The organism is Tardiphaga alba (genome assembly GCF_018279705.1).
In the GTDB taxonomy this organism is placed as follows: Bacteria; Pseudomonadota; Alphaproteobacteria; order Rhizobiales; family Xanthobacteraceae; genus Tardiphaga; species Tardiphaga alba.
In genome coordinates this window covers 5040966-5064448 of the sequence record NZ_CP036498.1, presented here as the reverse complement: position 1 = coordinate 5064448, position 23483 = coordinate 5040966, and the positions used below count along the sequence as shown (strand labels likewise).

The following is a 23483-nucleotide window of genomic DNA, read 5'->3' as shown; positions in this document are numbered from 1 at the left end:
CCGTCAGGTGCCGGGGCAGAGTGCAGCCTCGATGCCGCTCTGGATCGCGCTGGTCCAGATTGCATAACCATTCTGGCTGAGATGAACGCCGTCCCTGGTGGAGCCTGCAGGCATCGGCGGAATCGAAATCAGGCGAGCGTCGGTCGTGCGGGCAACGCTCGCGAGTTCTGAGTTGTAACTGTCGATGGTGCGTTGAGTGCGATGGCCGACATCGGGGCCGGCCTCGAGCGGCGTCACGGTGGTAACTCCCAGCCGTGGCGTCATGGACGCGAGCGCTGACAGCAATTTTGTGTAGTTGCCACGGAACGTGTCGGCGCTGACGACTTCTTCAGCATCATTGGTGCCGAGGGATACCACGATCATCGCCGCCTTCTTGTCGCCGATCGCCTTTTTCAGCATGCCGTCGAGACCGCTCGTTGCGGTCGAGCCGTCGATGCCCGCATTGACGACCGTGCGCTTGCAGATCGTGCGCGGCAGGTTGGCCTGCCGCACGATGCTGTCGCCGAGGATGACGATCGGGTCGTCAGCCTGCTTCAGCGCCGACTTGATCAGCAGCGGACGCGGCGGCGTGCTGCGGTCTCCTTTTGGCCAGGCGATCCACACGCAGAGGAGAAGCGAGGCGACGATGCCGATGCGAACCCAGTTCATGCGCGTGGCGCCATATCGTTGAAGCGTGTCATCGTCCGAAAACCATTCCCATCCAGTGCGTATTGTTGCCAGCTTCGTCGCGTGGCAACGGGTCGCTTGCCAAGTCTGTCCTGTTCTCCGACACTTGACCCACAACAATCAAGATGGGGGGACGTCGATGTCGGTGAGTTCGAGGTTCGTGCTACTGTTCGTCGCGCTGGTTGCCGGGGCAGGCGCAGCCCACGCTCAGTCCTATACGGCTGAACAACAGTCCCTTTGCACAGGAGATGCTTTCCGGCTGTGTAGTTCGGATATCCCTGACGTCGATCGCGTCACCGCTTGCATGGTGCAGAAGCGGGCGCTGCTCAGCCCAGGCTGTGCGCAATTCTTCCGCGGGCCGGTTGCCAAGCCTGTGCCGGCCAGCTTGCGCAAGCCGGCGAGCAAAGCGCGCAAGGCAAAAAAGGCCGCACGGAACAGCTAGCGCGTCATTGAATGATTGCGACGAAAAAGTGAACCCGTGACAAACTGACACGTTGGGTGAAGCAGGGAGCCGCAACATCTCCTTGCGACGAGGAGTCGTTTTTTGGATACGCGCACATCTGTCGATTACAAGGCCGAAATCGATCGGCACTTCGTCTGGTTCGAAACAAAACTACCAGCCGGGCCGGCGCGCTTCGTCACCTGGCTGCGCAGGCCTTCGTCGCGTTTGGTCCGTTTTCCACTCGCGATCTTGCTGATCATCGGCGGCATCCTGAGCTTTCTGCCCATCCTCGGTCTCTGGATGTTGCCGCTCGGACTCATCCTGATCGCGCAGGACATCCCGCTACTACAGAAACCGGTCGCGCAATTCCTGGGCTGGATGGAGCGAAAGTGGATGGAGCGTCAGGCCGTACGCGCGGCAAAACGCGCAGCTACGCTTGCGCAGCCTCCGTCTGCCACAGAAAAGCCTCATCGCGGCAAGTAACAAGTCGAATTGATAGTTCGCTGCGACATTGTGGCTGCAAACGTACTACAAGTGACTCATTTTTTGGCTGTTGCGGCGCACGCTGTGACTCAAAAGCCAACTTTTCAGAAAATTCAGGCACATATCTGCGCGTGTGTTCAAAATTAACCTTTCACGAATCAGCGGACTGATTCATTTTCGCGCGCGAGGTCAATCTGGAGGCCAACATATGAACGTCATAGTTTTCGCTTCGCGTAAAGGCGGGTCAGGTAAGAGCACACTTGCGGCTCATCTGGCTGCCCAAGTTCACAAACCGACAAAACCATGCCTGCTCATCGATGCTGACCCACAAGGCTCGCTCACGCTGTGGCACAAGCTTCGCGGAACAAATGAACCGGCATTGAAGGTCGCCAACCGCAGCGTGACCGAAATGATTGCCGCCGCCAAGCGCGATGGCATCGAATGGGTTTTCATCGACACACCGCCGAATACGTCGGCTGTTGTTGATGACGCCATCAAGAATGCAACGATGGTGATCATTCCTGCCCGTCCCGGCGTGTTCGACGTCGATGCCGTGCAGGCGACGATCCAGTCCTGTCGTTCTGCTCGCAAGCCTTACGCTGTCGTCATCAACGGGGCACCTGCGCGCCGCGATGATTCCGAAAGCCGTATCGTGTCGCTCGCCCGTGAAGCACTCGCCAAGTTCAAGGCGCCGGTGTGGTCGGGGCAGATCACCAACCGTGCGGATCTTCTGCTCGCGCTCGCTGAAGGTGAAGGCGCTCGCGAATATTCTGCAGACGGTCGTGCAGCTGGCGAAATCGGCAAGCTCTGGGCGGCGATCGAGCGTTCGATCAAGGCCATTCGCGGTCAGGCTTCGGCCAACGGCGCGATGCACAAACAGGCGGCTTAATCGTTACAAGACGAGCGGCCTCAGAAAAACGCGCGGTCTTTCGCGCGTTTTTTGCTGTCTGGAGGAAGCGTCTGCCCGTGCTGCTTACGCGACCTTGGTATCGACCACGGTAGATTTTGGCAGCGGCAGGCCTTCCGTCACATGCGTGAAGTTTTCGATCGGCGCCGGCCTGCCCAGCAGATAGCCCTGCACCTCGTCGCATTTTTCATCGTGAAGGAATTGTAGCTCGGCCTCGGTCTCGACGCCTTCGGCCAGCACCGGCAATCCCAGCCCGCGGCCGAGGCCGACGACGGCACGCACGATCGTGGCGGCCTGACCATTGCTATTGACCGACTTGATGAACGAACCATCGATCTTGATCTTGTCGAACGGGAAGGCGCGCAGATTGGATAGCGATGAATAGCCCGTGCCGAAATCATCCATGGCGATGCGGACGCCGAGCGCCTTGACGCGCCGTAGCGCTGTCAGCGCCCGGTTCAAATCGCGGATCAGCGCGGTCTCGGTAATTTCGAGCTCCAGTCGTGCCGGCGGCAGGCCTGTTTCGAGCAGGATCTGGTGCACCATCGGCACGAAATCGTCGTGGTAGATCTGCACCGCCGAAACATTGACCGCGATGGTCAGTGGTTGCTTCCAGGTGGCTGCTTCCGCGCAGGCCGTGCGCATCACCCACGTGCCGATCTCGAGGATGGCTCCGGTCTCTTCCGCGATGGGAATGAAGATGGCTGGCGATATGGCGCCGCGCGTTGGATGCGTCCAGCGCAGCAGTGCTTCAAAGCCGACGACGCTGCCATGCTGCACGCCTTCCTGCGGCTGATACACCAGCATCAGCTGCTCGTCCGCAACCGCGTGGCGCAGATCGTGTTCCAGCATGCGGCGATCGCGAACGGCGTCGCCCATACCGGTCTCATAGAAGCGATAGGTCGCCCGTCCATCTCCCTTGGCGCGATAGAGCGCGGTGTCGGCATGGGCCAGCAGGGCCTCCCGATCGACGGCGTCATCGGGATAGATGGTGATGCCGATGCTGGTCGAGACGCTGCCAAGTTCCGACGCATCGTCACGCGCGCGTAGAACATCCAGGATCTGCTTCGCCATGGTCTCGGCGGCGGTATGGCTCCGGATATTGGTAAGCAGGATCGCAAACTCGTCGCCGCCCAGGCGGGCCATGATTTGACCGGGAGCAAGCAGGGAACCAACGCGGGCCGCAATGGTCTGCAAGACTTTGTCGCCGGCGGCATGGCCGAACAAGTCGTTGACTTCCTTGAAGCGGTCGAGATCGAGGCATAGTACGGCGTGCTTGCGGCCGTTCTTCAGGTTCGCGATTTCGGCATCGACGCGATCGTTGAAGTGGCTGCGATTGGGCAAGCCCGTAAGCGGATCGTGATGTGCGAGATAGCGGATGTGTTGTTCAGCTTCCTTGCGTGCACGCAGGTCGCGAACTGCAATGACCTGATGCGGCCGGCCGGCGAAATCGATCTGCCGGAGGATCAACTCAACGGGAATATCGTCGCCGTTGCGCGTCTTCAGCAGCGCTTCGGTCGGAAGATTGGGATGCGCGAGCAATTTTGAGCGCGACATGTCATCCGGGAAGCATTCGGCCAGGCTTTCGCCGGCAAAGCTCTCGGCGGATGCACCGACAAGGCCGGCGAAGCTTGTATTGGCGGTGACGATGGTTTCGCCATCACAGACGAGAAGACCTTCGATCGCCGCATTGGCGAGGCCGAGCATGCGGTCCGCTTCGAGGTCCGAACGACGTCGGTCACGGATGTCCAGGACGGTTGCGACAAGCGCGATGCCGATGATGCCGAAGCTGATGAAGGTGACACCAAAGGCGAGCCAGCCTGTGGGGATCGACATCGGTGACACGGCGATGGTCGGATCTGGCACGATCGTGACGGCGCTCATCGCCGTGAAATGATGACTGCAGATGGCGAGGGTGAGCAGCAGCGCGCCACCGACACGCCAGGATTGCTTGTCGCTGTACAGGCCGACCGGCAACGCAAAAGCGCCGAGCGCAGCGCCGATCACGATCGACGTGGTGACCAGGGCGACATCCCACTGGATCGTCGCCTGCAATTCGAACGCGGCCATGCCGGTGTAATGCATCGCGGCGATGCCGCCAGCGACGATGGCGCCACCGATCCACGGAGCGGGACGCCAGTTCGGGATCAAGGCAACGGCAAGGCCAGCGCCCGTAAGGAGAATTGCAGCGACCAGCGATGTGATGGTGAGGACGATATTGTAGCCGCTCGGCATGCCTGGTTCGAAGGCCAGCATCGCGACGAAATGCGTGGCCCAGATCCCGAAGCCAGTGGCGACGGCAGAAACCGCGAGCCACACGATGCGCATCTGGCGCTCGGCATTGCGCGCGTGGCGGAGCAGATTGACGGCGGAGAGGGACGCGATCGTGCAGATGACGGCTGCGAGGCCAACGAGCCTGAAATCATGGGCGTTGGCGATGCAGTTATAGATGGTGAGCATGAACGCGTACCGCAGGTGGAAAAATTGAGCTGCGGAAACGCTAGTTGTAACTCTGTAAGGACACGTAAATACCGCGATAGGTACCGATGTGTGTCGAATGTCCGCCGATTGACATTCGTTCGCGTACCGGACGTAAAATCGCAATGCGTACGCGGTTTATGCTGATCTCTGCGTGTGCAGGTGTCGGCTCCGCACCCTTGTCGCGTAAAAATCGTAACCCGGCGTCAACCGTAGCGGCAAGTGCATGATTACGAGCTGTCACGCATTACCGATCGACGCGGCTGATCACATCCATCAATTCCGAAATCTTGCGCCGCTGGTCGTCTTTGTCGCCGGCCGAAATCGCGTGCTCGACGCAATGCGCGACGTGATCGCGCAGGATCTCTTCTTCCACGCGCCGGAGCGCTGCCCGTGCCGCCGCGATCTGCGTGACCACATCAATGCAATAGCGATCGTCCTCGACCATACCGGCAAGGCCGCGCACCTGCCCCTCGATCCGTTTGAGGCGTTTTAAACAGGACGTCTTGATCTCTTGGCGCATGCGGCTCATATACCCCCATAGGGTATCTGTTTCAAGAGGCGAAGACGTGACCGAAACGACGCATGCGCACGCACATGGGGGGCACGACCACAAGCACGGCTCATGCTGTTCGCATGGCAATCACACGCCGGCTGCGCCGGAGAAGGTGCTCGATGTCGTGTGCGGCATGACGGTCGATCCCGCCACGGCCAAGCAGCGGTTTTCCTACAACGGGCAGGAATACTTCTTCTGCGGTGCGCGCTGCCGCAAGCGTTTTTCTGCCGATCCCGAAAGCTTCCTCAAGCCGCGCGAACCTGCGCCGCCGATGCCGCCGGGCACGATCTATATCTGCCCGATGGATCCCGAGGTCCGTCAGGAAGGGCCGGGTACGTGCCCGATCTGCGGCATGGCTCTCGAGCCTGAGACCGTCTCGCTCGATGACGGCCCGGATCCGGAACTGATCGAGATGACGCGACGGTTCTGGATCGCGCTGGCGCTGACATTGCCGGTATTCGTGCTGGAGATGGGCAGCCATCTCGGCCTGATGCAACTCGTGCCGCAAGCGACATCAAACTGGATTTCGTTTGTCCTTGCGACGCCGGTGGTGCTGTGGGCCGGCGCGCCGTTCTTCGTGCGCGGCTGGCGTTCTGTCGTGTCCGGCAATCTCAATATGTTTACGCTGATTGCCATGGGCACCGGTGTGGCGTGGATCTACAGCGTCGTCGCGACGCTGGTCCCCAATGTTTTCCCGGTGGCATTCCGCGATCATCACGGCGCCGTCGCGGTCTATTTCGAGGCGGCCGCGGTCATCACCGTTCTGGTCTTGCTGGGCCAGGTGCTCGAACTGCGCGCGCGCAACCAGACCTCGGGCGCGATCCGTGCGCTGCTCGGCCTCGCGCCGAAGTCTGCACGCCGCATCGGGCCGTCCGGCGATGAGGATATTTCATTCGACGACATCCGTATCGGCGATGTGCTGCGCGTGCGGCCGGGCGAGAAGATCCCGGTCGATGGTGTCGTCCGCGATGGCCGCTCGTCCGTTGATGAATCCATGGTGACCGGGGAGTCCATGCCCGTCACCAAGCAGAAGGGCGATCGCGTTATCGGCGGCACGGTCAATCAAAGCGGTGGTCTCGTCTTCAAGGCTGACAAGGTCGGTCGCGATACGATGCTGTCGCGCATCGTCGACATGGTCGCCAAGGCGCAGCGTTCGCGCGCGCCGATCCAGCGGCTTGCCGATCGTGTTGCCGGCTGGTTCGTGCCGCTGGTGCTTGCGGCCGCCTTCCTGGCTTTCGCCGTGTGGGCGATGGTCGGGCCGGAGCCGCGCCTGACTTACGCACTCGTCGCGGCCGTGACCGTGCTCATCATCGCGTGCCCATGCGCACTGGGTCTCGCCACGCCGATGTCGATCATGGTCGGCGTGGGCCGCGGCGCGCAGGCTGGCATTCTGGTGCGCGATGCCGAAGCGCTCGAGCGGCTGGAAAGCATCGACACTGTCGTGATCGACAAGACCGGAACGCTGACCGAAGGCAAGCCGACGTTGGTGGCCACCACGCCGGTGGATGGTGTAGATGAAGCCACGCTTCTGCAATACGCCGCCAGTGTCGAGCGGGCGAGTGAACATCCGTTGGCGCAGGCGATCGTGACAGCCGCCAAACAGCGCGAGATCGCTCTGAAAGATGTTGCCGACTTCGCGTCACGATCCGGCAAGGGCGCGTCAGGCGTCATCGACGGCAAGCGTGTTGCGCTCGGAAATGCGATGCTGATGGGCGAACTCGGCGTTGATACCAGTCGCTGTGACGATGTTGCCGAAGCTGCGCGTCAGCAGGGCGCGACCGCGATCTTCGTTGCGATCGATGATGCGGTAGCAGGCGTGATGGCGATCGCCGATCCGGTGAAACCGTCCGCGAAGCAGGCGCTCGACAGGCTGCGCGCCGAAGGCCTGCGCGTCGTCATGCTCACGGGCGACAATGAGACGACGGCGAGTGCGGTGGCAAAGACGCTCGGCATCGATGAGGTCGAGGCCGGTGTGTTGCCCGAGCGCAAGAGCGATGTCGTGACCCGACTGCGCAATGCGGGGCGTTGCGTCGCCATGGTCGGCGATGGCGTCAACGATGCGCCAGCGCTGGCCGCCGCCGATGTCGGCATCGCTATGGGGACCGGCACTGACGTCGCCATCGAAAGTGCCGGCGTCACGCTGCTCACCGGTGATCTCGCGGGTCTCGTGCGTGCACGGCATCTGTCGCAGGCAACGATGCGCAACATCAGACAGAACCTGACTTTTGCATTCGTCTACAATGCTGCCGGTGTGCCGATTGCGGCAGGTGTCCTGTATCCGGTATTCGGCATCCTGCTGTCGCCGATGATCGGCGCGGCAGCGATGGCGCTGTCGTCGGTCAGTGTGATTGGCAACGCGCTGCGTTTGGCGAAGGTGAAGTTGGACTAGGGCCGACCGTAGCCCGCATGAAGCGCAGCGTAATGCGGGAACAACAGAGATCGCTGAAACGCCGGTCCCCGGATTGCGCTGCGCTCCATCCGGGCTACGAGAACGCAAAAAAAAAGCCGGACTCGACCGAGCCCGGCTCTGAGGTATTGGCCTCGAGAGGCCGACACAATCACCTTCCAAGAGGGATAACTGAGACCCGCTCCACTGGAGGAGGGGGACAAATGCGCGGCGCGAGCCTCAGCGTTTGATTAGTATGATCCCCGCGGCGGCCCCGCAGCAACGCATGACTTGTCATGTCAGACATGCCGATAGCGTTTGCATGCCTGACCGCTGAATTTGCGGGTTATGACGGCCAGCGCTGCGCTTTGCTGACGATGAAGTCGCGGAATACCTGGACGCGGGCGACGGTCTTCAGCTCTTCCGGATAGACAAAATACGTGTCGAGTTGGATCGAATCCGACTCGCTGAAGAGCTGGACCAGGCGATCGTTCTCTTCCACCAGATAGTCCGGCAATGCTGCGATGCCGAGACCCTGCTGGCAGGCGCGCATCAGACCCAGGATGTTGTTGACCTTGAAATACGCCTCGCGCGGGCCATTGCCGTTGCGGCCGGCATCGATCAACCAGCTGCGGTTCTGCAGGTGCGGTGACACCTGCGCATCGCTCAGCATGATGATGCGGTGGCCATCGAGTTCGTCGAGCGTCCGCGGCGTGCCGAAATGCTTGATGTATTCCGGCGAGCAGTAGGCGTGGAAGCCCATGGCGAACAGCTTGCGCTGGATCAGGTCCGGTTGGGTCGGTTTGCGGGTGCGGATCGCGACATCGGCCTCGCGCATCGAGAGGTCGAGTTCCTCGTCGGTGACGATCAGCGAGATGCGGATTTCCGGATAGAGCGCTGTGAATTCGCCGAGGCGGGGAATCAGCCAGTTGATGCCGACGCCGGGGGTGGTGGTGACCTTGAGGTCGCCGCTCGGCCGCTCGCGGCTGTCGGTCAGCTTGGCGCGCGCCGCCTGCAGCTGCATGAACACGTCATGGGCGGTGCGGAACAGCAGGTCGCCCTGCTCGGTGAGGATCAGGCCGCGGGCATGGCGATGGAACAGCGAGACGGCGAGTTCCTGCTCCAGCGCGCTGACCTGGCGGGAGACCGCCGATTGCGACAATCCGAGTTGCTCGCCCGCATGCGTGAAGCTCCCCGCTTCGGCAGCCGCGTGAAACACCTTCAGCTTATCCCAGTCCATGTCGCTAGATCCGTTGCGGGTTCGTGGCATTGTTTACTCGGCCGCTGCGCGGTCGTGAGCGTGAGCTGCGAGATAGCGTTCGGCTTCAAGCGCGGCCATGCAGCCCATGCCGGCGGCGGTGACCGCCTGGCGATAGGTTTCGTCGGCGACGTCCCCGGCGGCAAATACGCCCGGCACCGACGTCGCGGTCGAATTCGCAGCGACTTCGACATAGCCGGACGGCTTCAGCTTCAGCTGGCCCTTGACGAGTTCGGTCGCCGGGGCATGGCCGATGGCGATGAACACGCCGTCGGCGGGCACATCCGTTGTCGCGCCGGTCTTGACGTTCTTCAGGCGGACATGGGTGACCTTGGCCGGTCCCTGCGTGCCGCAGATTTCATCGATGGCGCTGTCCCACACCACCTTGATCTTCGGATGCTTGAACAGGCGGTCCTGCAGGATGCGCTCGGCGCGGAAGTGGTCGCGGCGATGCACGATGGTGACTTGCGAGGCGAAATTGGTCAGGAACAGCGCTTCCTCGACGGCGGTATTTCCACCGCCGACCACGATCACTTCCTTGCCGCGATAGAAGAAGCCGTCACAGGTGGCGCAGGCCGAGACGCCACCGCCCTGGAACGCATCTTCCGATGGCAGGCCGAGCCAGCGCGCCTGGGCGCCGGTGGCGAGGATCACGGTCTCGGCGATATAAACGTCGCCGGAATCGCAGGTCAGGCGGAACGGGCGCTGCGACAGATCAAGGTCGGTGACGAGATCGGTGACGATCTTGGTGCCGACATGCTGTGCCTGCTTCTCCATCTGCTCCATCAGCCACGGGCCCTGAACCACATCCGCGAAGCCCGGATAGTTCTCGACGTCGGTGGTGATGGTGAGCTGGCCGCCGGGCTGGATGCCCTGGATCAGGACCGGCTCCAGCATGGCGCGGGCGGCGTAGATGGCGGCAGTGTAACCGGCCGGGCCGGAGCCGATGATGACGACTTTGGCATGAATCGAGGCGGCCATGGTCGAGTCCCTCTCCGCAGGGAAATTGGTCAGTGCTGATTGCGAAATGTGCCGGCGATTGCGTCGCTCCGGGCACGAAGTTGTTGGTAGGAATTCTAGAATATCTGGTGAGCTATGCAAGAATTGCAATTCACGCCGTCAGATTTTCCCCCGCGAAGGCTTAATTTCTGCAATGCACGCGCAATAAAATTGCGCAAGTCGATGCTCCCGGCTAAACAGATGCGTCCACTTGCTCCGAATACCAGCAGGATCCGCGCCGCGTGCCGAAAAGCCTAGACGAGATCGACCTCAAAATTCTTGCCGAGATTCAGGCCGATGGCCGAATCACCAATGTGGAACTCGCCAAGCGCGTGGGGATCTCGCCGCCGCCCTGCTTGCGTCGCGTGCGCGCGCTGGAAGAGGCCGGCTACATCCAGGGCTATCGTGGTCTGCTCGATCCGCGAAAGCTCGGTTTCGATGTCACGGTATTCGCATCCGTGCATTTGGCGAGCCAGGCCGATGCCGATCTCAAGGCATTCGAGGATTTCGTCCGCAAGGAGCCGCTGGTGCGCGAGTGCTGGATGCTGTCCGGCGAGATCGACTTCATCCTGAAATGCGTGGCGCCGGACATGGCAACGTTCCAGGTCTTTGTCAGCCAGCTCACCGCAGCGCCCCATGTGCGCAATGTCAGGACATCGCTGGTGCTGCACAATTCGAAATATGATGCGGCCGTGCCGCTGGAATTGAAAGACGCGGATTAGTTCTTTTCCCTCCCCCAAGCGGCGAAGCCGCGCGGCGGGGAGGGTGGATCGAAGCGAGCGTTCAGCGAGCTTCGAGACGGGTGGGGTGTTTCCCACACTCTGACGTCACGTGGGGCTACCCCCACCCGACCGGCCCAAGTGGGCCGGCCACCCTCCCCACAAGGGGGAGGGATAAGAAAGACCTCAGTTCTTCTTCATTGCTGCATCGGCGCTGATCGGGCCACCGCCAGCTGTGGCGATGTAAAGGCAAACGAAGCACAGCGCGATAGCCAGCGTGCCGCCATTGAGCAGCGGGAAGAAAGCCTTGCCCGAGTGACCAATGAAATAGGCGCAAGCCATCAGTCCCGACAGGACGAAGGCAACCGGTCGGGTGAAGAGACCGATGAGCAGCAGTGCGCCGAATACCAGTTCGATGCAGCCTGCGATGCCCGGCAGCGAACTGATCGTGACCTTGTCGAACATCGTGCCGGCCGGAAACTTAAACAGTTTGGCGATGCCGTATTGCAGCAGTACCAGGCCGATCATGAAGCGCATCAGGCTGAGTGCGTAAGGCTGAAATTTCGAGATAGTAGCGTCCATGTCATTAGTCCCCCTGTGATGACGTATCGCTCATAGCACTCCTGCATTGCAGGATGCCGGTCACGCTCGTGTGAGAAACCCCGTGATCGCAAGAATTATTCCAACTTTGTGTGCCGGCCGCACCAGCATCGGTCGCGGGGGCTATCCGCCGCAACAAAAAAGCCGCGCTGTCAGCGCGGCTTTTGGCTCTATCCCGAAGTATAGTCAGGCCGACGCGCGATCAGCGCCACTCCACCTTGGTGATTTCATAAGCCTTGGAGCCGCCCGGAGCGACCACCTCGACGGAGGTGCCCTTGCTCTTGCCGATCAGCGCACGCGCCAGCGGCGAGGTGATCGAGATACGGCCGTTCTTGGCGTCAGCCTCGGGCTCGCCGACGATCTGCCACACGGTCTTCTTCTCGGTGTCCTCGTCGATCAGCGTCACGGTGGCGCCGAACTTGATCGTGTCGCCCGAGAGCTTGCTGATATCGATGATGTCGGCGCGCGCGAGCTTGTCTTCGATCTCACTGATGCGGCCTTCGTTATGCGACTGCTCTTCCTTCGCCGCATGATACTCGGCGTTTTCGGAGAGGTCGCCATGGGAGCGCGCTTCGGCAATCTGCTCGATGATGCGCGGACGGTGCACCGTCTGGCGCTCTTTCAGCTCCACTTCGAGGGCAGCAAAACCGCTGGCGGTCATCGGGACCTTCTCAACCATTCTCTTCGTCCTTTAACGTCATGCCGCACGCTCACGCGTGCGACGAAACTCCTCAGTCCGTGAAATCGGCCTGCAGGGGATTGCGGGGCTGTGCGTTGCAGCCGGCGCAGATGCAGGATTCAGGCGCCGAAACAGAACAGCTCCATGACCGGCTGGTTCCGGTCATGCCCCGTTCTTGACCAACCTCCATACGGATTGCCGGGCAATCCCGGATCAGGCTGTGAGGTCAGGCTTCGGAAAAGTAACTCTGCAATGTGCGAACCTCAAGGTCGCCGTCCAGATTGGCACGGACACCCTGCGCAGCCGCCACAGCCCCTGAAAGTGTGGTGTAATACGGTACTTTATGCAAGAGGGCAGCCCGCCGCAGCGAGCGGCTGTCGGCCAGTGCCTGCGGTCCGTCGGTGGTGTTCAGTACCAGCTGGATCTCGCCATTGGTGATGGCGTCCACGATATGCGGGCGACCTTCCAGCACCTTGTTGATCTTCTCGGCCTGTACGCCGTTATCGACCAGGAAGCGCTGGGTGCCGCCGGTGGCGACGATCTTGAAGCCGCTCGATGCGAGCAGCTTCACGGCATCGAGGATGCGGGTCTTGTCGCTTTCGCGCACCGACACGAAGACCGTGCCCTTGCGCGGCACGCGCGTGCCGCCGCCGAGCTGGCTCTTGGCGAATGCAATCTCGAACGACGAGTCGATGCCCATCACTTCGCCGGTCGAGCGCATCTCCGGGCCGAGCACGGTATCGACGCCGGGGAAACGCGCGAACGGGAAAACCGATTCCTTCACGCCGACATGGTTGAGCTTGCGCTTCTTCAGATTGAAGTCCGCGAGCTTCTCGCCGGCCATGATGCGCGCGGCGATCTTGGCGACCGGCATGCCCATCACCTTGGCGACGAAGGGCACCGTGCGCGAGGCGCGCGGATTGACTTCGAGCACATAGACTTCGCCGTCCTTGATGGCGAACTGCACGTTCATCAGGCCGACCACGTCGAGCCCGAGTGCCATTTCGCGGGTCTGGCGTTCGAGTTCGGCGATCATCGTGTCATCGAGCGAATGCGGCGGCAGCGAGCAGGCGGAGTCGCCGGAGTGAATGCCGGCTTCTTCGATATGCTCCATGATGCCAACGACAAACGTGTCGGTACCGTCGCACAGGCAATCGACATCGACTTCGATGGCATCCGACAGATAGCGATCAAACAGCAGCGGATTGGTGCCGAGCACCGTGTTGATCTGGCCGGTCTTGTCGTTGGGATAGCGGGCCTTGACGTCGCCGGGCACCAGTTCGGGCAGGGTGCCGAGCAGGTAGTCGCCGAGCTGGCTTTCCTCGCGGATGATCTGCATTGCGCGGCCGCCCAGCACGTAGGACGGGCGCACCACCAGCGGCAGGCCGAGATCGGCGGCGACGAGGCGGGCCTGCTCCACCGAATAGGCGATGCCGTTCTTCGGCTGCTTGAGCTTGAGCTTGTCGAGGATACGCTTGAAGCGGTCGCGATCTTCGGCAAGGTCGATGGCGTCCGGCGAGGTGCCGAGGATCGGCACATCGGCGGCTTCCAGCGCGCGCGCGAGTTTCAGCGGCGTCTGGCCGCCGAACTGCACGATCACGCCATGCAGCGTGCCGTTCTGGCGCTCGGTATCGATGATTTCGAGCACGTCTTCCGCAGTGAGCGGTTCGAAATAGAGGCGATCCGCGGTGTCGTAGTCGGTCGACACGGTTTCCGGATTGCAGTTGACCATGATGGTCTCATAGCCAGCATCGGCGAGCGCGAAGCAGGCGTGGCAGCAGCAATAGTCGAACTCGATGCCCTGGCCGATACGGTTCGGACCGCCGCCAAGGATGATGACCTTGTTCTTGTCCGACGGCTGGCTTTCATCGGCAAAGTTGCCAGCGAAAGACGACTCGTAGGTCGAATACATGTAAGCGGTTGGCGAGGCGAACTCGGCCGCGCAGGTGTCGATGCGCTTGAACACCGGGCGGACATTTAGCGATCGGCGCAGCGCCTTCACTTCCGCATCGGTCTTGCCGGCGAGCACTGCGAGGCGCGCATCCGAGAAGCCCATGGCCTTGAGCGAGCGCATGCCAAAAGCATGGGTCGGCAGTCCGTTGGCCTTCACCTTGGCTTCCATATCCACGATGCCGCGCATCTGCGCCAGGAACCACGGATCGATCTTGCAGGAGTTGAAGATCTCCTCGTCGGTCCAGCCGAGGCGCATGGCCTGGCCGACCTGCAGGATACGGTCCGGCGTCGGCGTGCCCAGGGCAGCGCGGATGGCATTCTTGTCGTCGCCGCGGCCGAGATCCTCGATCTCGATCTCGTCGAGGCCGGTGAGACCGGTTTCGAGACCACGCAGGGCCTTCTGCAGCGATTCCTGGAAGGTGCGGCCGATGGCCATCACTTCGCCCACCGACTTCATCGAGGTGGTCAGGGTGCGCGAGGCGCCGGGGAATTTCTCGAACGCGAAACGCGGGATCTTGGTGACGACATAGTCGATGGTCGGCTCGAACGACGCCGGGGTGGCGCCGCCGGTGATGTCGTTCGCGATTTCATCGAGCGTGTAGCCGACGGCGAGCTTTGCCGCGACCTTGGCGATCGGGAAGCCGGTGGCCTTCGACGCCAGCGCCGAGGAGCGCGATACGCGCGGATTCATCTCGATCACGACCATACGGCCGTCGGCGGGGTTGACGCCGAACTGCACGTTGGAGCCGCCGGTCTCGACGCCGATCTCGCGCAGCACCGCCAGCGAGGCGTCGCGCATGATCTGATATTCCTTGTCGGTGAGCGTCAGCGCCGGTGCGACGGTGATGCTGTCGCCGGTATGCACGCCCATCGGATCGAGATTCTCGATCGAGCAGATGATGATGCAGTTGTCCTTCTTATCGCGGACGACTTCCATCTCGTACTCTTTCCAGCCGAGCACGGATTCTTCGATCAGCACTTCGTTGGTCGGAGAGGCATCGAGGCCACGCTCGATGATGTCCAAAAACTCCTCGCGATTATAGGCAATGCCGCCGCCGGTGCCGCCCATGGTGAAGGACGGACGGATGATGGCGGGCAGGCCGATTTCGGACAGCGCCATCAGTGCCTGGCCGAGGGCATGCTCCTGGTAGCGCTTGCGGCGATCGCCTTCATGCAGCACCCACTGGCGCTCATGCTCCGCCAGCGCTTCGCCGGAGAGCTTCTCGCGCTCGGCATTGTGCTTGTCGCGATACTGCTTCTTGAGGTCCGAGGCATTGGCGAGACGCGACTTCGGCGTCTCCAGCCCGATCTTGGTCATCGCCTCGCGGAACAGCTGGCGGTCTTCCGCCTTGTCGATGGCCTCGGCGGTGGCGCCGATCATCTCGACGTCGAATTTCTCCAGCGTGCCCTGCTGGCGCAGCGACAGCGCGCAGTTCAGCGCGGTCTGGCCGCCCATGGTCGGCAGCAGCGCGAAGCCGCCGGGAATGACGTGGCGCTCTTTCTCGATGATCTTGGCGACGATCTCGGGTGTGATCGGCTCGATGTAGGTTGCATCAGCCAATTCCGGATCGGTCATGATCGTGGCCGGATTGGAATTGACCAGAACGACCCGGTAGCCCTCGTCCTTCAGCGTCTTGACGGCTTGCGTGCCCGAATAGTCGAACTCGCAGGCCTGGCCGATCACGATAGGACCGGCGCCGATGATCAGGATGGTGGATATGTCGGTGCGTTTTGGCATTGCATCTCGCGGTGGTGACAAATCGGCACAAAAAAAGGGCGCGCACACGCGCGTCCCTCGGGCCCGGGCGCCTGATCAGCAGTTGATCCTCGCGCGCGGCTGTCTTTAGACCATCATATCGGGGCAGGGAAGGCTTTTAAAGCCATCATCCCGCCTTCGCGCTATGCGCTCCGGCGTGGCAAGCCCGCCTGTGGAGAAGCCGCCTTTTTGAGGGCAGATGGCTCGCCGATTGAGGGCATATGGCTCGCCGAGCCGAAGCTTGCGTAGCGAGCGGAGGATGGAGGCCCAGCCTGGACTTGAACCAGGATATGAGGTGATGCACTCACCCCCGCGTAGACATTTCCGCCACCGGGCCGCTCTCACTGTGGTCGATCACAGCGGATTGATCTACCACCAGCTTCGCAAAGGACGCCTTAATCCTAACGGCTGAAATGAAATCAACCGTTGGGCTGGGCAACAAATGTCATACGGGCCTGATTGTGGCCGATATTCATCTTTGCGCGACTTGCAAGGTATCCTGATGCCGATAATTTAGCAAGCATATCGGTCTCGTCGTAGTGCTGCAGACCGAGCGTTGTCCTTAACTGCCGGTAATCGGACAGTGCGGTTTTCACCAGGCTGACAAATGCATCCCACAGGAAGCCGTGTTTGGCGGCAAGCCGCAGCAGCGCCATCACATCGGTCAGCATGCCGAGCTGCGGCGGAAGGATGTCCCCAACAACCAGTCTGCCATCCGGCTTGAGAAGCCGCCTGATCACGGTGAAGGCCTCTTCGAGCTGGGCCGCGGTCATGTATTGGGCGACCGAATTCATGACCGCGAGATCCAGGGAGGCCGCCGGCAGGTCCCGGAGTTCGTCGAGCGAGTGCACAGCGATCTTGGGATTCGCGGCAAAACGTGCGGCGACGCGGCTGCGGACTTTTGGCGCCGGTTCGGCCAGGATGAGTTTATCGCAGGCATCCGCGACCCTCCCTGCGGACAGTGCCTCTCCGCAGGCATAGTCGAGCACGGTGGCGTCTTTCGACGCGATGTAGCCGGTGATGTCGCGGGCGATGAGTTCGAAATGAACGTCACGATGTAATTTGCTGGCGTAAATTGTGTGGGTGGAATCGTAATAATCGATCCAATCTTCCATGCGGCAGCCAAGCCCTTCCTTGTTCCCGCGCGAGGAACCCTTACATTTATTCTGCGTTTGAACCGTCTAGAGCGTTTTCAGGCGAGTTGGAAACGGTCTTTCGTCTCAAGGCCATTTGAACGCTGCGGAGTAGGTGACAGGACGGACGTCCAAGACAGTGGGCCCTTCGTCGCAGACATTCGCACTTGATCAACATCCCAACCCGCCGAGCCGCCAACCCCAGCGTTTACAGGAAGGTATTTCTCGTGAGCACCAAATCGAAAATCGCCGCCGATCTGAACACCCCGACCGACCTTGCAGCTGATGGCGTGGAGAAGGTCACCAAGGCCCTCAATGGTTTGGTCGCCGATGCCTTCGCACTTTATCTGAAGACCAAGAATTTTCACTGGCACATCTCGGGCCGCCATTTCCGCGACTATCACCTGCTGCTCGACGAGCATGCGGACCAGATTTTCGCGACCACCGATCCGCTGGCCGAGCGCGTCCGCAAGATCGGTGGCCGGACGGTGCATTCGATCGGCGAGATAGCCAAGCTGCAGTCGGTCAAGGACAACAACGAAGATTACGTGCCGCCGGTCGAGATGCTGCACGAACTGATGGACGACAACAAGAAGATGGCCGCCGCATTGCGCAAGGCGCACAAGATTTGCGACGACGCGGACGATGTCGCCAGCGCCAGCCTGCTGGAAAACTACATCGACGAGACCGAGCGTCGTACCTGGTTCCTGTTCGAAGCCAGCCGTCAGGAAGGCGCCAACGAGAAGTAAGCGCCCCGTTTTTGCAATCAAACGCCCGCTGTGAAGCGGGCGTTTTTGTGTGAGCCTACTTCGTCTTTACTTCGGCAGTTCAAACACCAGACACGTGGTCGTCGCATGTGCGAGCAGCCGGCCTTTGTCGTCTGTGATCCGCGCTTCCGCCGTCCCTGCGCGCCGCCCGACATTGAGTACCTTGCCTTCGGTGCGCACCGTGCCGGACGTTTCGCTCATGCCGCGAATGAAGCTGACCTTGAATTCCAGCGTGGTGTAGCCCGATCCCTGCGGCAACGTCGTGTGCACCGCGAGACCCATGGCAGAATCCAGCAGGGTCGCCGCGTAACCACCATGCACCGAGCCGATCGGATTGTAGTGTCGGATGCCCGGGACGCTGTGAAACACCACATGGCCATGCTCCGCCGTCGAGTCGAACGGCCCGACATTTTCCATGATCGGCGGTTGCGGCAGCTCGCCATTGAAGATCTTGCGCACGAAATCGAGACCGGACATCGAGGCAAGAATGGCGGGGGAGACGACGCCAAAAGGCGAGGCAGGTGAGGCGGTATCGGTCATCTGGCGATATCCATCTTATCGATGACGCCCATCATACAATGATGTCATCGTCGTGCAACCGCTGCCCTCTCCCGCGATACGCCGGATACGCGCAAGCTAGTTGCCCGCGGGCTTTGGCGGTGGGCCGATGGTGAACACATCCCCCGTCGATGCGCCCGACGCCGGAGCCGGCGGTCGCGGCGGCAGCGGGCGGAGCCGCTCCTGCAGGGTGCCCGGTGCCGGAGGCTCGCGCAGCGCGGCGGACGATGGCGGTGCGTCGTCGCCCGAATTGGCCTTCCACTCGCGCACCAGCTTCTCGGCCTGCGCGGTTTCGGCGGGATTCATCTTCAGCGCGGCTGCAGCCCGTATTTGCCGGGCGCCGGAACAGGCAGTGCGGTATGCATTCTGGTACGGAGCCGATGTTGTGGCCGCATTTCGCTGCGATGCGCCGACCTGGGCGCAGGCTGTCCGCTCCGCCAGCGTCGCCCACATTTGCGCTTTGACCAGGTCGGTCCGGTCGGGTTTTTCGCGGAGCGACAGTTTCATATAGGTCACGGCCATTTTGAATTGCGCGATGACATGGCCTTGTCGCGCGGCCCTGAACAGCCAGTTGACCGCTTCGACGGGATCGGCCGTGACGCCGGTTCCTTGGTGATAGACCATGCCAAGATTGTATTGGGCCTCGGCGTCGCCTTGTTCAGCGGCTTTCATGTACCAACGATATGCTTCTTCCACGTCCAGCGGCACGCCTTCACCGCGGCGATACAGGCCGGCGAGATGAAACTGTGCCTGCGCGAGCCTTTGTTCGGCCGCGCGCTTGTACCATTTCGCGGCCTCGGCAAAATTCTGCGGCATGCCTTTGCCCGAAGCAAAGGCGATACCGAGATTGTTCTGGGCCGGTGCGTAACCTTGCTCAGCGGATTTCAGAAACCATGATGCGGCTTCGCCTGAATTACGCGGACCACCCTGGCCACCGTTGAGCATGGCGCCGAGGGCATTTTGCGCATTGGCGTGGCCTTGTTGTGCAGCCTTCGAATACCATTTGCGGGCTTCGGCATAGTCCTGCGTGACACCCATTCCGCCGAAGTAGATCACGCCGAGATTGAATTGCGCTGTCTCATGTCCTTGCTTGGCTGCCTTGAGGTACCAGTCGCGTGCTTCGCCGAGATTTTGCGGCACGCCAAGTCCTGCATAATGCATATCGCCGATGCGGCGTTGGGCGCGTGCATCTCCGCATCGATCGAGCGCGAGATACTCGCGTAGAGCAGTGACATAGTCGCGGGCGGAATAGGCCTTTTCAGCGCGCTCGAAGACGGTTTGCTGATCGAGCTTGCAAGACGAGGTACTTTGCAGACGCGCCTGGCCACTCATGCGCATGGGATTTTCGGTCAGGCCGAGGTCGGCAAGCACTACCGCTTCATCTGCCTTTGAATAGCTCACGCCTGCGCAAGCGGTGTTGAAAGCATGGCTCGAAGTGCGGCCGTCCCGATTCTTCGCGTCCTGTGCAGCGATGGATGCGTTGAATGATTTTTGTGCCGCATTGAACTCGTTGATCCTGGCATTGAACTCATCGACCGCCTTCTGGTTCGATCGGTTCAAGGTGCGCTTCGTCGCTTCCAGTTCATCGCCCTGCGCCTTGAGCGTCTGCCTGTCTTGCTCGAATTTCGTGTTGAGCTGGTCGATGTTGCTGTTGAATGCCGTCAGTTCGATCGCCTGCTTCATGCAGGCTCTGAGTTGTGCCTGCGTCAGCACGGCAGTCTCGCGCGGCGGGCCGAGCAGCAGTGGCGGTGGGCCTCCCGATTGGCCCCCCTGTTGTGCGATCGCGAACGGGGCGGTAACGAAGATCAGGACTGCGGCGGTGATAAAAGAAAGCGCGGACTGGAACACGGATGTAGACCTCCGCTGGCATGAAAATCGGTGCTCGCGGTTCGAGCACCGATGCAGCAATCCCGCAAAACATCGCGCGATCGCGTGAGGCGAGTAGTCTCCATCGGAATGACGATTGTCGCGGGCCTAACCCGCAGCTGGGCGCAGAAACGACAATGGCCGGGACTAGCCCGGCCATTGTGACATTCCAAAATATCGGACGTCCTTACGACGCCTTTTTCGCCCGCATCAGATCCGCGAACCGCTTGAACAGGTAGTGCGAGTCCTGCGGTCCCGGCGAGGCTTCCGGGTGATACTGCACCGAGAACACCGGCTTGCCTTCGAGTTCGATGCCGCAATTGGAGCCGTCGAACAGCGAGATATGGGTCTGCTTGGCGCCCTTCGGCAGCGTCGCCTCGTCCACGGCAAAGCCATGGTTCATCGAGGTGATCTCCACCTTGCCCGTGGTCTCGTCCTTGACCGGATGATTGGCGCCGTGATGGCCCTGATGCATCTTCTTGGTCTTGGCGCCGACCGCGAGGCCGAGCATCTGGTGACCGAGGCAGATGCCGAAGGTCGGCAGGCCGCTATCGATAACCTTCTTGATGACCGGCACCGCGTATTTTCCGGTCTCGGCCGGGTCGCCCGGGCCATTGGACAGGAATACGCCATCCGGCTTCAGCGCCATGATGTCTTCGGCCGAGGTGGTGGCCGGGACGACGGTGATCTTGCAGCCCTCGCCGGCGAGCAGGCGCAGGATGTTGCGCTTGATGCCGTAGTCGATGGCAACCACGTTGAATTCAGGCTTGTCCTGGCGGCCGAAACCCTCGTTCCAGACCCAGGGCTTCTCGTCCCAGTCGAAGCGCTGGCCGGAGGTGACCATGGGCACCAGGTCCATGCCTTCGAGGCCGGGCCATTCGCGCGCTTCCTGCTTGAGCCCGTTCAGGTCGAACTTGCCGTCCTTCGCATGCACGATCACGGCATTGGGCATGCCCTTGGTGCGGATCAGTGCGGTCAGGGCGCGGGTGTCGATGCCGGAAATGCCGATGATGCCGCGGGCCTTCAGCCAGGCATCGAGATGGCGCGACGAGCGGAAATTCGACGGATCGGTGATGGCCGAGCGCAGGATCACCCCGCGCGCGCCAGGCGTCGCCGCCATATTCACCGTTTCGATGTCCTCGTCGTTGGTGCCGACGTTTCCGACATGAGGGAAGGTGAAAGTAATGAGCTGACCGGCATAGGAGGGATCGGTGAGAATCTCCTCATAGCCGGTCATGGCGGTGTTGAAGCAGACTTCACCAACGGCCTGGCCTTCCGCGCCAAGGCCAAAGCCTTCCAGCACGGTGCCATCGGCGAGCACGAGGAGCGCGGTCGGTTTATGGTCCGGCCAGGCTGAGGATGTTTCTGTGGGGCTCATGAGAGGACTACATAGTCCCGGCGCTTTGCCGCGTCAAAGCCGGATCGGCGGGATTCACATCCAAGCCGCAACAGAAACCGGTCTCGGGGATTGGTCCAGCCTCAGGCCTGATACCGTCAGGCAATCAAAAACAGGCTGGAACCTATAAAATACTCTGATGAGCGCTTGCCGAAGCAGCCATTCATGGCTAGCAAGCTGCAATTCCGCCACATTTCGGGATGTTTCCGTGCTTCTCGACTATTTCGCCGCTATGGCCGCCCGTTCGGCCGAGGCGCCGGCGCGCTGGCGCAGGCCTTTCCTGAAGTGGCTCGATGGCATCGAGCGCGGCTGGTCGATCCCGTTGCTGATCGCCACCTTCGCCGCCGTCTGGTGGCTGTTTTTCGTCGTTGCCTATCAAAGTGGCGATCTCCATGCCGACGCGCTGGAGACTTGGACGCTCGGCCGTGAATTTGCCTGGGGTAATGCCAAGCACCCGCCATTGATGGGCTGGGTGGCCTGGACCTGGACCCGGGTTTTCCCGCTGACGGACTGGTCGTTCCAGCTGCTGTCGATGACCAATGCCGCAGTGGCGCTGTTTGCGGTCGATCTGATCGCACGCCGCTTCGTGCGCGGGATGGTCGCGCCGTCATCCTCATGCTGCTGATGCTGACGCCCGTCTATCAATTCTATGCCCAGCGCTTCAATGCCAACACGGTGCTGCTGGCGATCTGGCCGCTGGCCACCTATTGCCATCTGCGCTCGTTCGAGAGCCGGTCGATCGGCTGGTCGATCGCTGCCGGTGCCGTCACCGCGCTGACGATGCTCGGCAAGTATTATTCGGTGTTCCTGATTGCCGGCTTTGCGCTCGCCGCTTTCGCGCATCCGCAGCGCGCCACCTATTTCAAGTCTTGGGCGCCGTGGGTGTCCACCATCAGCGGCCTCGTCGTGCTCGGCCCGCATCTGTATTGGCTGGTCGCCAATGACGGTGCGAGTTTCGACTATGCGCTGCGGCAGCAGGGTGGTTTCAGCTTCAACCATTCGATTGGTGAAGCCTCGATGTTCCTGCTCGGCATCGCGGCGGCACTGGCTTTTCCCGTCATCGTCTGGATGCTTGCGGCCGGACCGCGGCTCAAGCGTTTCATGGCCGATTTCCGCGCGATGCCGCCTGGATTGCTGCTGTTGTTCTGGGTGTTTGTCGGCACATTGGCGTTTCCGCCGCTGACGTCTCTCGCGCTCGGCACCAATATGCCGTCGCTCTGGGCGGCACAGGGACTGTTTCTGCCTGTCGTGTTGATCGTCTGTGGAGCAAGCTATGCGATCGAACGGTTTTACATCGTCAATATCGCGATCACGGTGGCGCTGATCGGTGTCATCTCCACCGTGGTGGCCGCGCCGATCCACGCGATCTATCGCAATGAAGTCGCGGCCAACGAACGCACTTATTACCGTCTCGCTGCTTTGGAATTGACGAAGCGCTGGCACCAGGAGACGACGCGGACCCTGACGCAGGTCAGTGGCGATGATGGTCTCGCTTTTGCGACGGCCTTCTACAGTCCCGATCATCCCCGCTACAGCCGTCCGTTCCGCTATCAATATACATGGGGCATGCCGCGCCCGACGACGCTCGAGCGTGGATGGGCCGGTCTTTGCTTCACGCGCGACACGGTTTGCACGGACTGGATGGGCAAGGTCGCCGAGCGCGATCGCCAGGCCATCCGTGTCGATTTCGAGGTGCAGCCGCGTTTGTGGGGCAGGCCGGGAACGCCGACCATGATCTCGGCGCTGATGGTCCCGCCGCGTATCGCTCAGCTGCGCGATCCTGCCGGCAGCTTGGCCGATACGGCCGAGGACTTCAGCTCCAGCCACCGCCAACCGGTTCGCTGAACCGGCCCTCGCAGTTGTGTCGGCGCGTCAAAGCGC

Annotated in this window: 19 protein-coding genes; 7 read left to right on the top strand and 12 right to left on the bottom strand. The window is 61.5% G+C overall.

The features are described 5' to 3' along the window. Window positions 1–3: 3 nt before the first annotated feature. Window positions 4–648: an SGNH/GDSL hydrolase family protein gene (locus RPMA_RS24240; protein ID WP_211910206.1), complete on the bottom strand. Its 645-nt coding sequence runs from the start codon at window positions 646–648 to the stop codon at window positions 4–6. A 562-nt stretch (window positions 649–1210) separates the two neighbouring features. Between RPMA_RS24240 and RPMA_RS24235 the strand changes: the two genes are divergently transcribed. Both RPMA_RS24235 and RPMA_RS24230 read left to right on the top strand, forming a co-directional pair. Next, the gene (locus tag RPMA_RS24235; protein WP_211910205.1) at window positions 1211–1591 is read left to right on the top strand and encodes a hypothetical protein; all 381 of its coding nucleotides are present in this window, start codon (window positions 1211–1213) and stop codon (window positions 1589–1591) included. A gap of 208 nt (window positions 1592–1799) precedes the next feature. Further along, window positions 1800–2480, top strand: coding sequence for a ParA family protein (locus RPMA_RS24230; protein WP_211913806.1), 681 nt, complete (start codon window positions 1800–1802; stop codon window positions 2478–2480). 84 nt (window positions 2481–2564) lie between these two features. Here the strand turns inward: RPMA_RS24230 and RPMA_RS24225 are convergent, their stop codons facing one another. Beyond that, window positions 2565–4958: a bifunctional diguanylate cyclase/phosphodiesterase gene (locus tag RPMA_RS24225; protein WP_211910204.1), complete on the bottom strand. Its 2394-nt coding sequence runs from the start codon at window positions 4956–4958 to the stop codon at window positions 2565–2567. Window positions 4959–5223: 265 nt separating this feature from the next. Beyond that, on the bottom strand, window positions 5224–5499 hold the full coding sequence (locus RPMA_RS24220) for a metal-sensitive transcriptional regulator (RefSeq protein ID WP_211910203.1): 276 nt from the start codon (window positions 5497–5499) through the stop codon (window positions 5224–5226). Between RPMA_RS24220 and RPMA_RS24215 the strand changes: the two genes are divergently transcribed. Continuing rightward, window positions 5498–7921 (top strand): heavy metal translocating P-type ATPase, encoded by a 2424-nt coding sequence (locus tag RPMA_RS24215; protein WP_211910202.1) that lies wholly within the window; start codon window positions 5498–5500, stop codon window positions 7919–7921. The two genes, RPMA_RS24220 and RPMA_RS24215, sit on opposite strands and share 2 nt — an antisense overlap. Before the next feature lie 343 nt (window positions 7922–8264). Here RPMA_RS24215 and RPMA_RS24210 read toward each other — a convergent pair whose 3' ends face one another. Together RPMA_RS24210 and trxB are read right to left on the bottom strand one after the other, a co-directional pair. Further along, window positions 8265–9188: a LysR family transcriptional regulator gene (locus RPMA_RS24210; RefSeq protein ID WP_211910201.1), complete on the bottom strand. Its 924-nt coding sequence runs from the start codon at window positions 9186–9188 to the stop codon at window positions 8265–8267. 3 nt (window positions 9189–9191) lie between these two features. Next, window positions 9192–10157, bottom strand: a complete 966-nt coding sequence (gene trxB, locus RPMA_RS24205; RefSeq protein ID WP_211910200.1) for a thioredoxin-disulfide reductase — start codon at window positions 10155–10157, stop codon at window positions 9192–9194. Between the two features lie 260 nt (window positions 10158–10417). On the opposite strand from trxB, the gene RPMA_RS24200 reads away from it, so the two are divergent. Then, window positions 10418–10897: an Lrp/AsnC family transcriptional regulator gene (locus RPMA_RS24200; RefSeq protein WP_211910199.1), complete on the top strand. Its 480-nt coding sequence runs from the start codon at window positions 10418–10420 to the stop codon at window positions 10895–10897. A gap of 183 nt (window positions 10898–11080) precedes the next feature. On the opposite strand, the gene RPMA_RS24195 is transcribed toward RPMA_RS24200, so the two are convergent. The 4 genes from RPMA_RS24195 to RPMA_RS24180 all read right to left on the bottom strand — a co-directional run bounded on the left by RPMA_RS24195 (window position 11081) and on the right by RPMA_RS24180 (window position 16997). Next, window positions 11081–11476: a DoxX family protein gene (locus tag RPMA_RS24195; protein ID WP_211910198.1), complete on the bottom strand. Its 396-nt coding sequence runs from the start codon at window positions 11474–11476 to the stop codon at window positions 11081–11083. A gap of 220 nt (window positions 11477–11696) precedes the next feature. Then, on the bottom strand, window positions 11697–12173 hold the full coding sequence (greA, locus tag RPMA_RS24190; RefSeq protein ID WP_211910197.1) for a transcription elongation factor GreA: 477 nt from the start codon (window positions 12171–12173) through the stop codon (window positions 11697–11699). 226 nt (window positions 12174–12399) lie between these two features. Beyond that, on the bottom strand, window positions 12400–15864 hold the full coding sequence (gene carB / locus RPMA_RS24185) for a carbamoyl-phosphate synthase large subunit (RefSeq protein WP_211910196.1): 3465 nt from the start codon (window positions 15862–15864) through the stop codon (window positions 12400–12402). A 437-nt stretch (window positions 15865–16301) separates the two neighbouring features. Beyond that, complete coding sequence (locus RPMA_RS24180; protein WP_211910195.1) at window positions 16302–16997, bottom strand: class I SAM-dependent methyltransferase; 696 nt, start codon at window positions 16995–16997, stop codon at window positions 16302–16304. Between the two features lie 245 nt (window positions 16998–17242). Here RPMA_RS24180 and RPMA_RS24175 point away from each other — a divergent pair, with 245 nt between their 5' ends. Next, window positions 17243–17764, top strand: coding sequence for a Dps family protein (locus RPMA_RS24175; RefSeq protein WP_249225378.1), 522 nt, complete (start codon window positions 17243–17245; stop codon window positions 17762–17764). 66 nt (window positions 17765–17830) lie between these two features. On the opposite strand, the gene RPMA_RS24170 is transcribed toward RPMA_RS24175, so the two are convergent. From RPMA_RS24170 to carA, 3 genes are all read right to left on the bottom strand, one after another. Continuing rightward, complete coding sequence (locus RPMA_RS24170) at window positions 17831–18322, bottom strand: PaaI family thioesterase (protein ID WP_211910194.1); 492 nt, start codon at window positions 18320–18322, stop codon at window positions 17831–17833. A gap of 96 nt (window positions 18323–18418) precedes the next feature. Continuing rightward, window positions 18419–20023: a tetratricopeptide repeat protein gene (locus RPMA_RS24165; RefSeq protein ID WP_211910193.1), complete on the bottom strand. Its 1605-nt coding sequence runs from the start codon at window positions 20021–20023 to the stop codon at window positions 18419–18421. Window positions 20024–20393: 370 nt separating this feature from the next. After that, window positions 20394–21584: a glutamine-hydrolyzing carbamoyl-phosphate synthase small subunit gene (gene carA / locus RPMA_RS24160; RefSeq protein WP_211910192.1), complete on the bottom strand. Its 1191-nt coding sequence runs from the start codon at window positions 21582–21584 to the stop codon at window positions 20394–20396. A gap of 226 nt (window positions 21585–21810) precedes the next feature. Here carA and RPMA_RS28145 point away from each other — a divergent pair, with 226 nt between their 5' ends. After that, the gene (locus tag RPMA_RS28145; protein WP_249225377.1) at window positions 21811–22227 is read left to right on the top strand and encodes a glycosyltransferase family 39 protein; all 417 of its coding nucleotides are present in this window, start codon (window positions 21811–21813) and stop codon (window positions 22225–22227) included. Beyond that, on the top strand, window positions 22218–23447 hold the full coding sequence (locus tag RPMA_RS24155) for a glycosyltransferase family 39 protein (RefSeq protein ID WP_249225376.1): 1230 nt from the start codon (window positions 22218–22220) through the stop codon (window positions 23445–23447). Before RPMA_RS28145 ends, RPMA_RS24155 begins: the two co-directional genes overlap by 10 nt. Window positions 23448–23483: the final 36 nt, after the last annotated feature.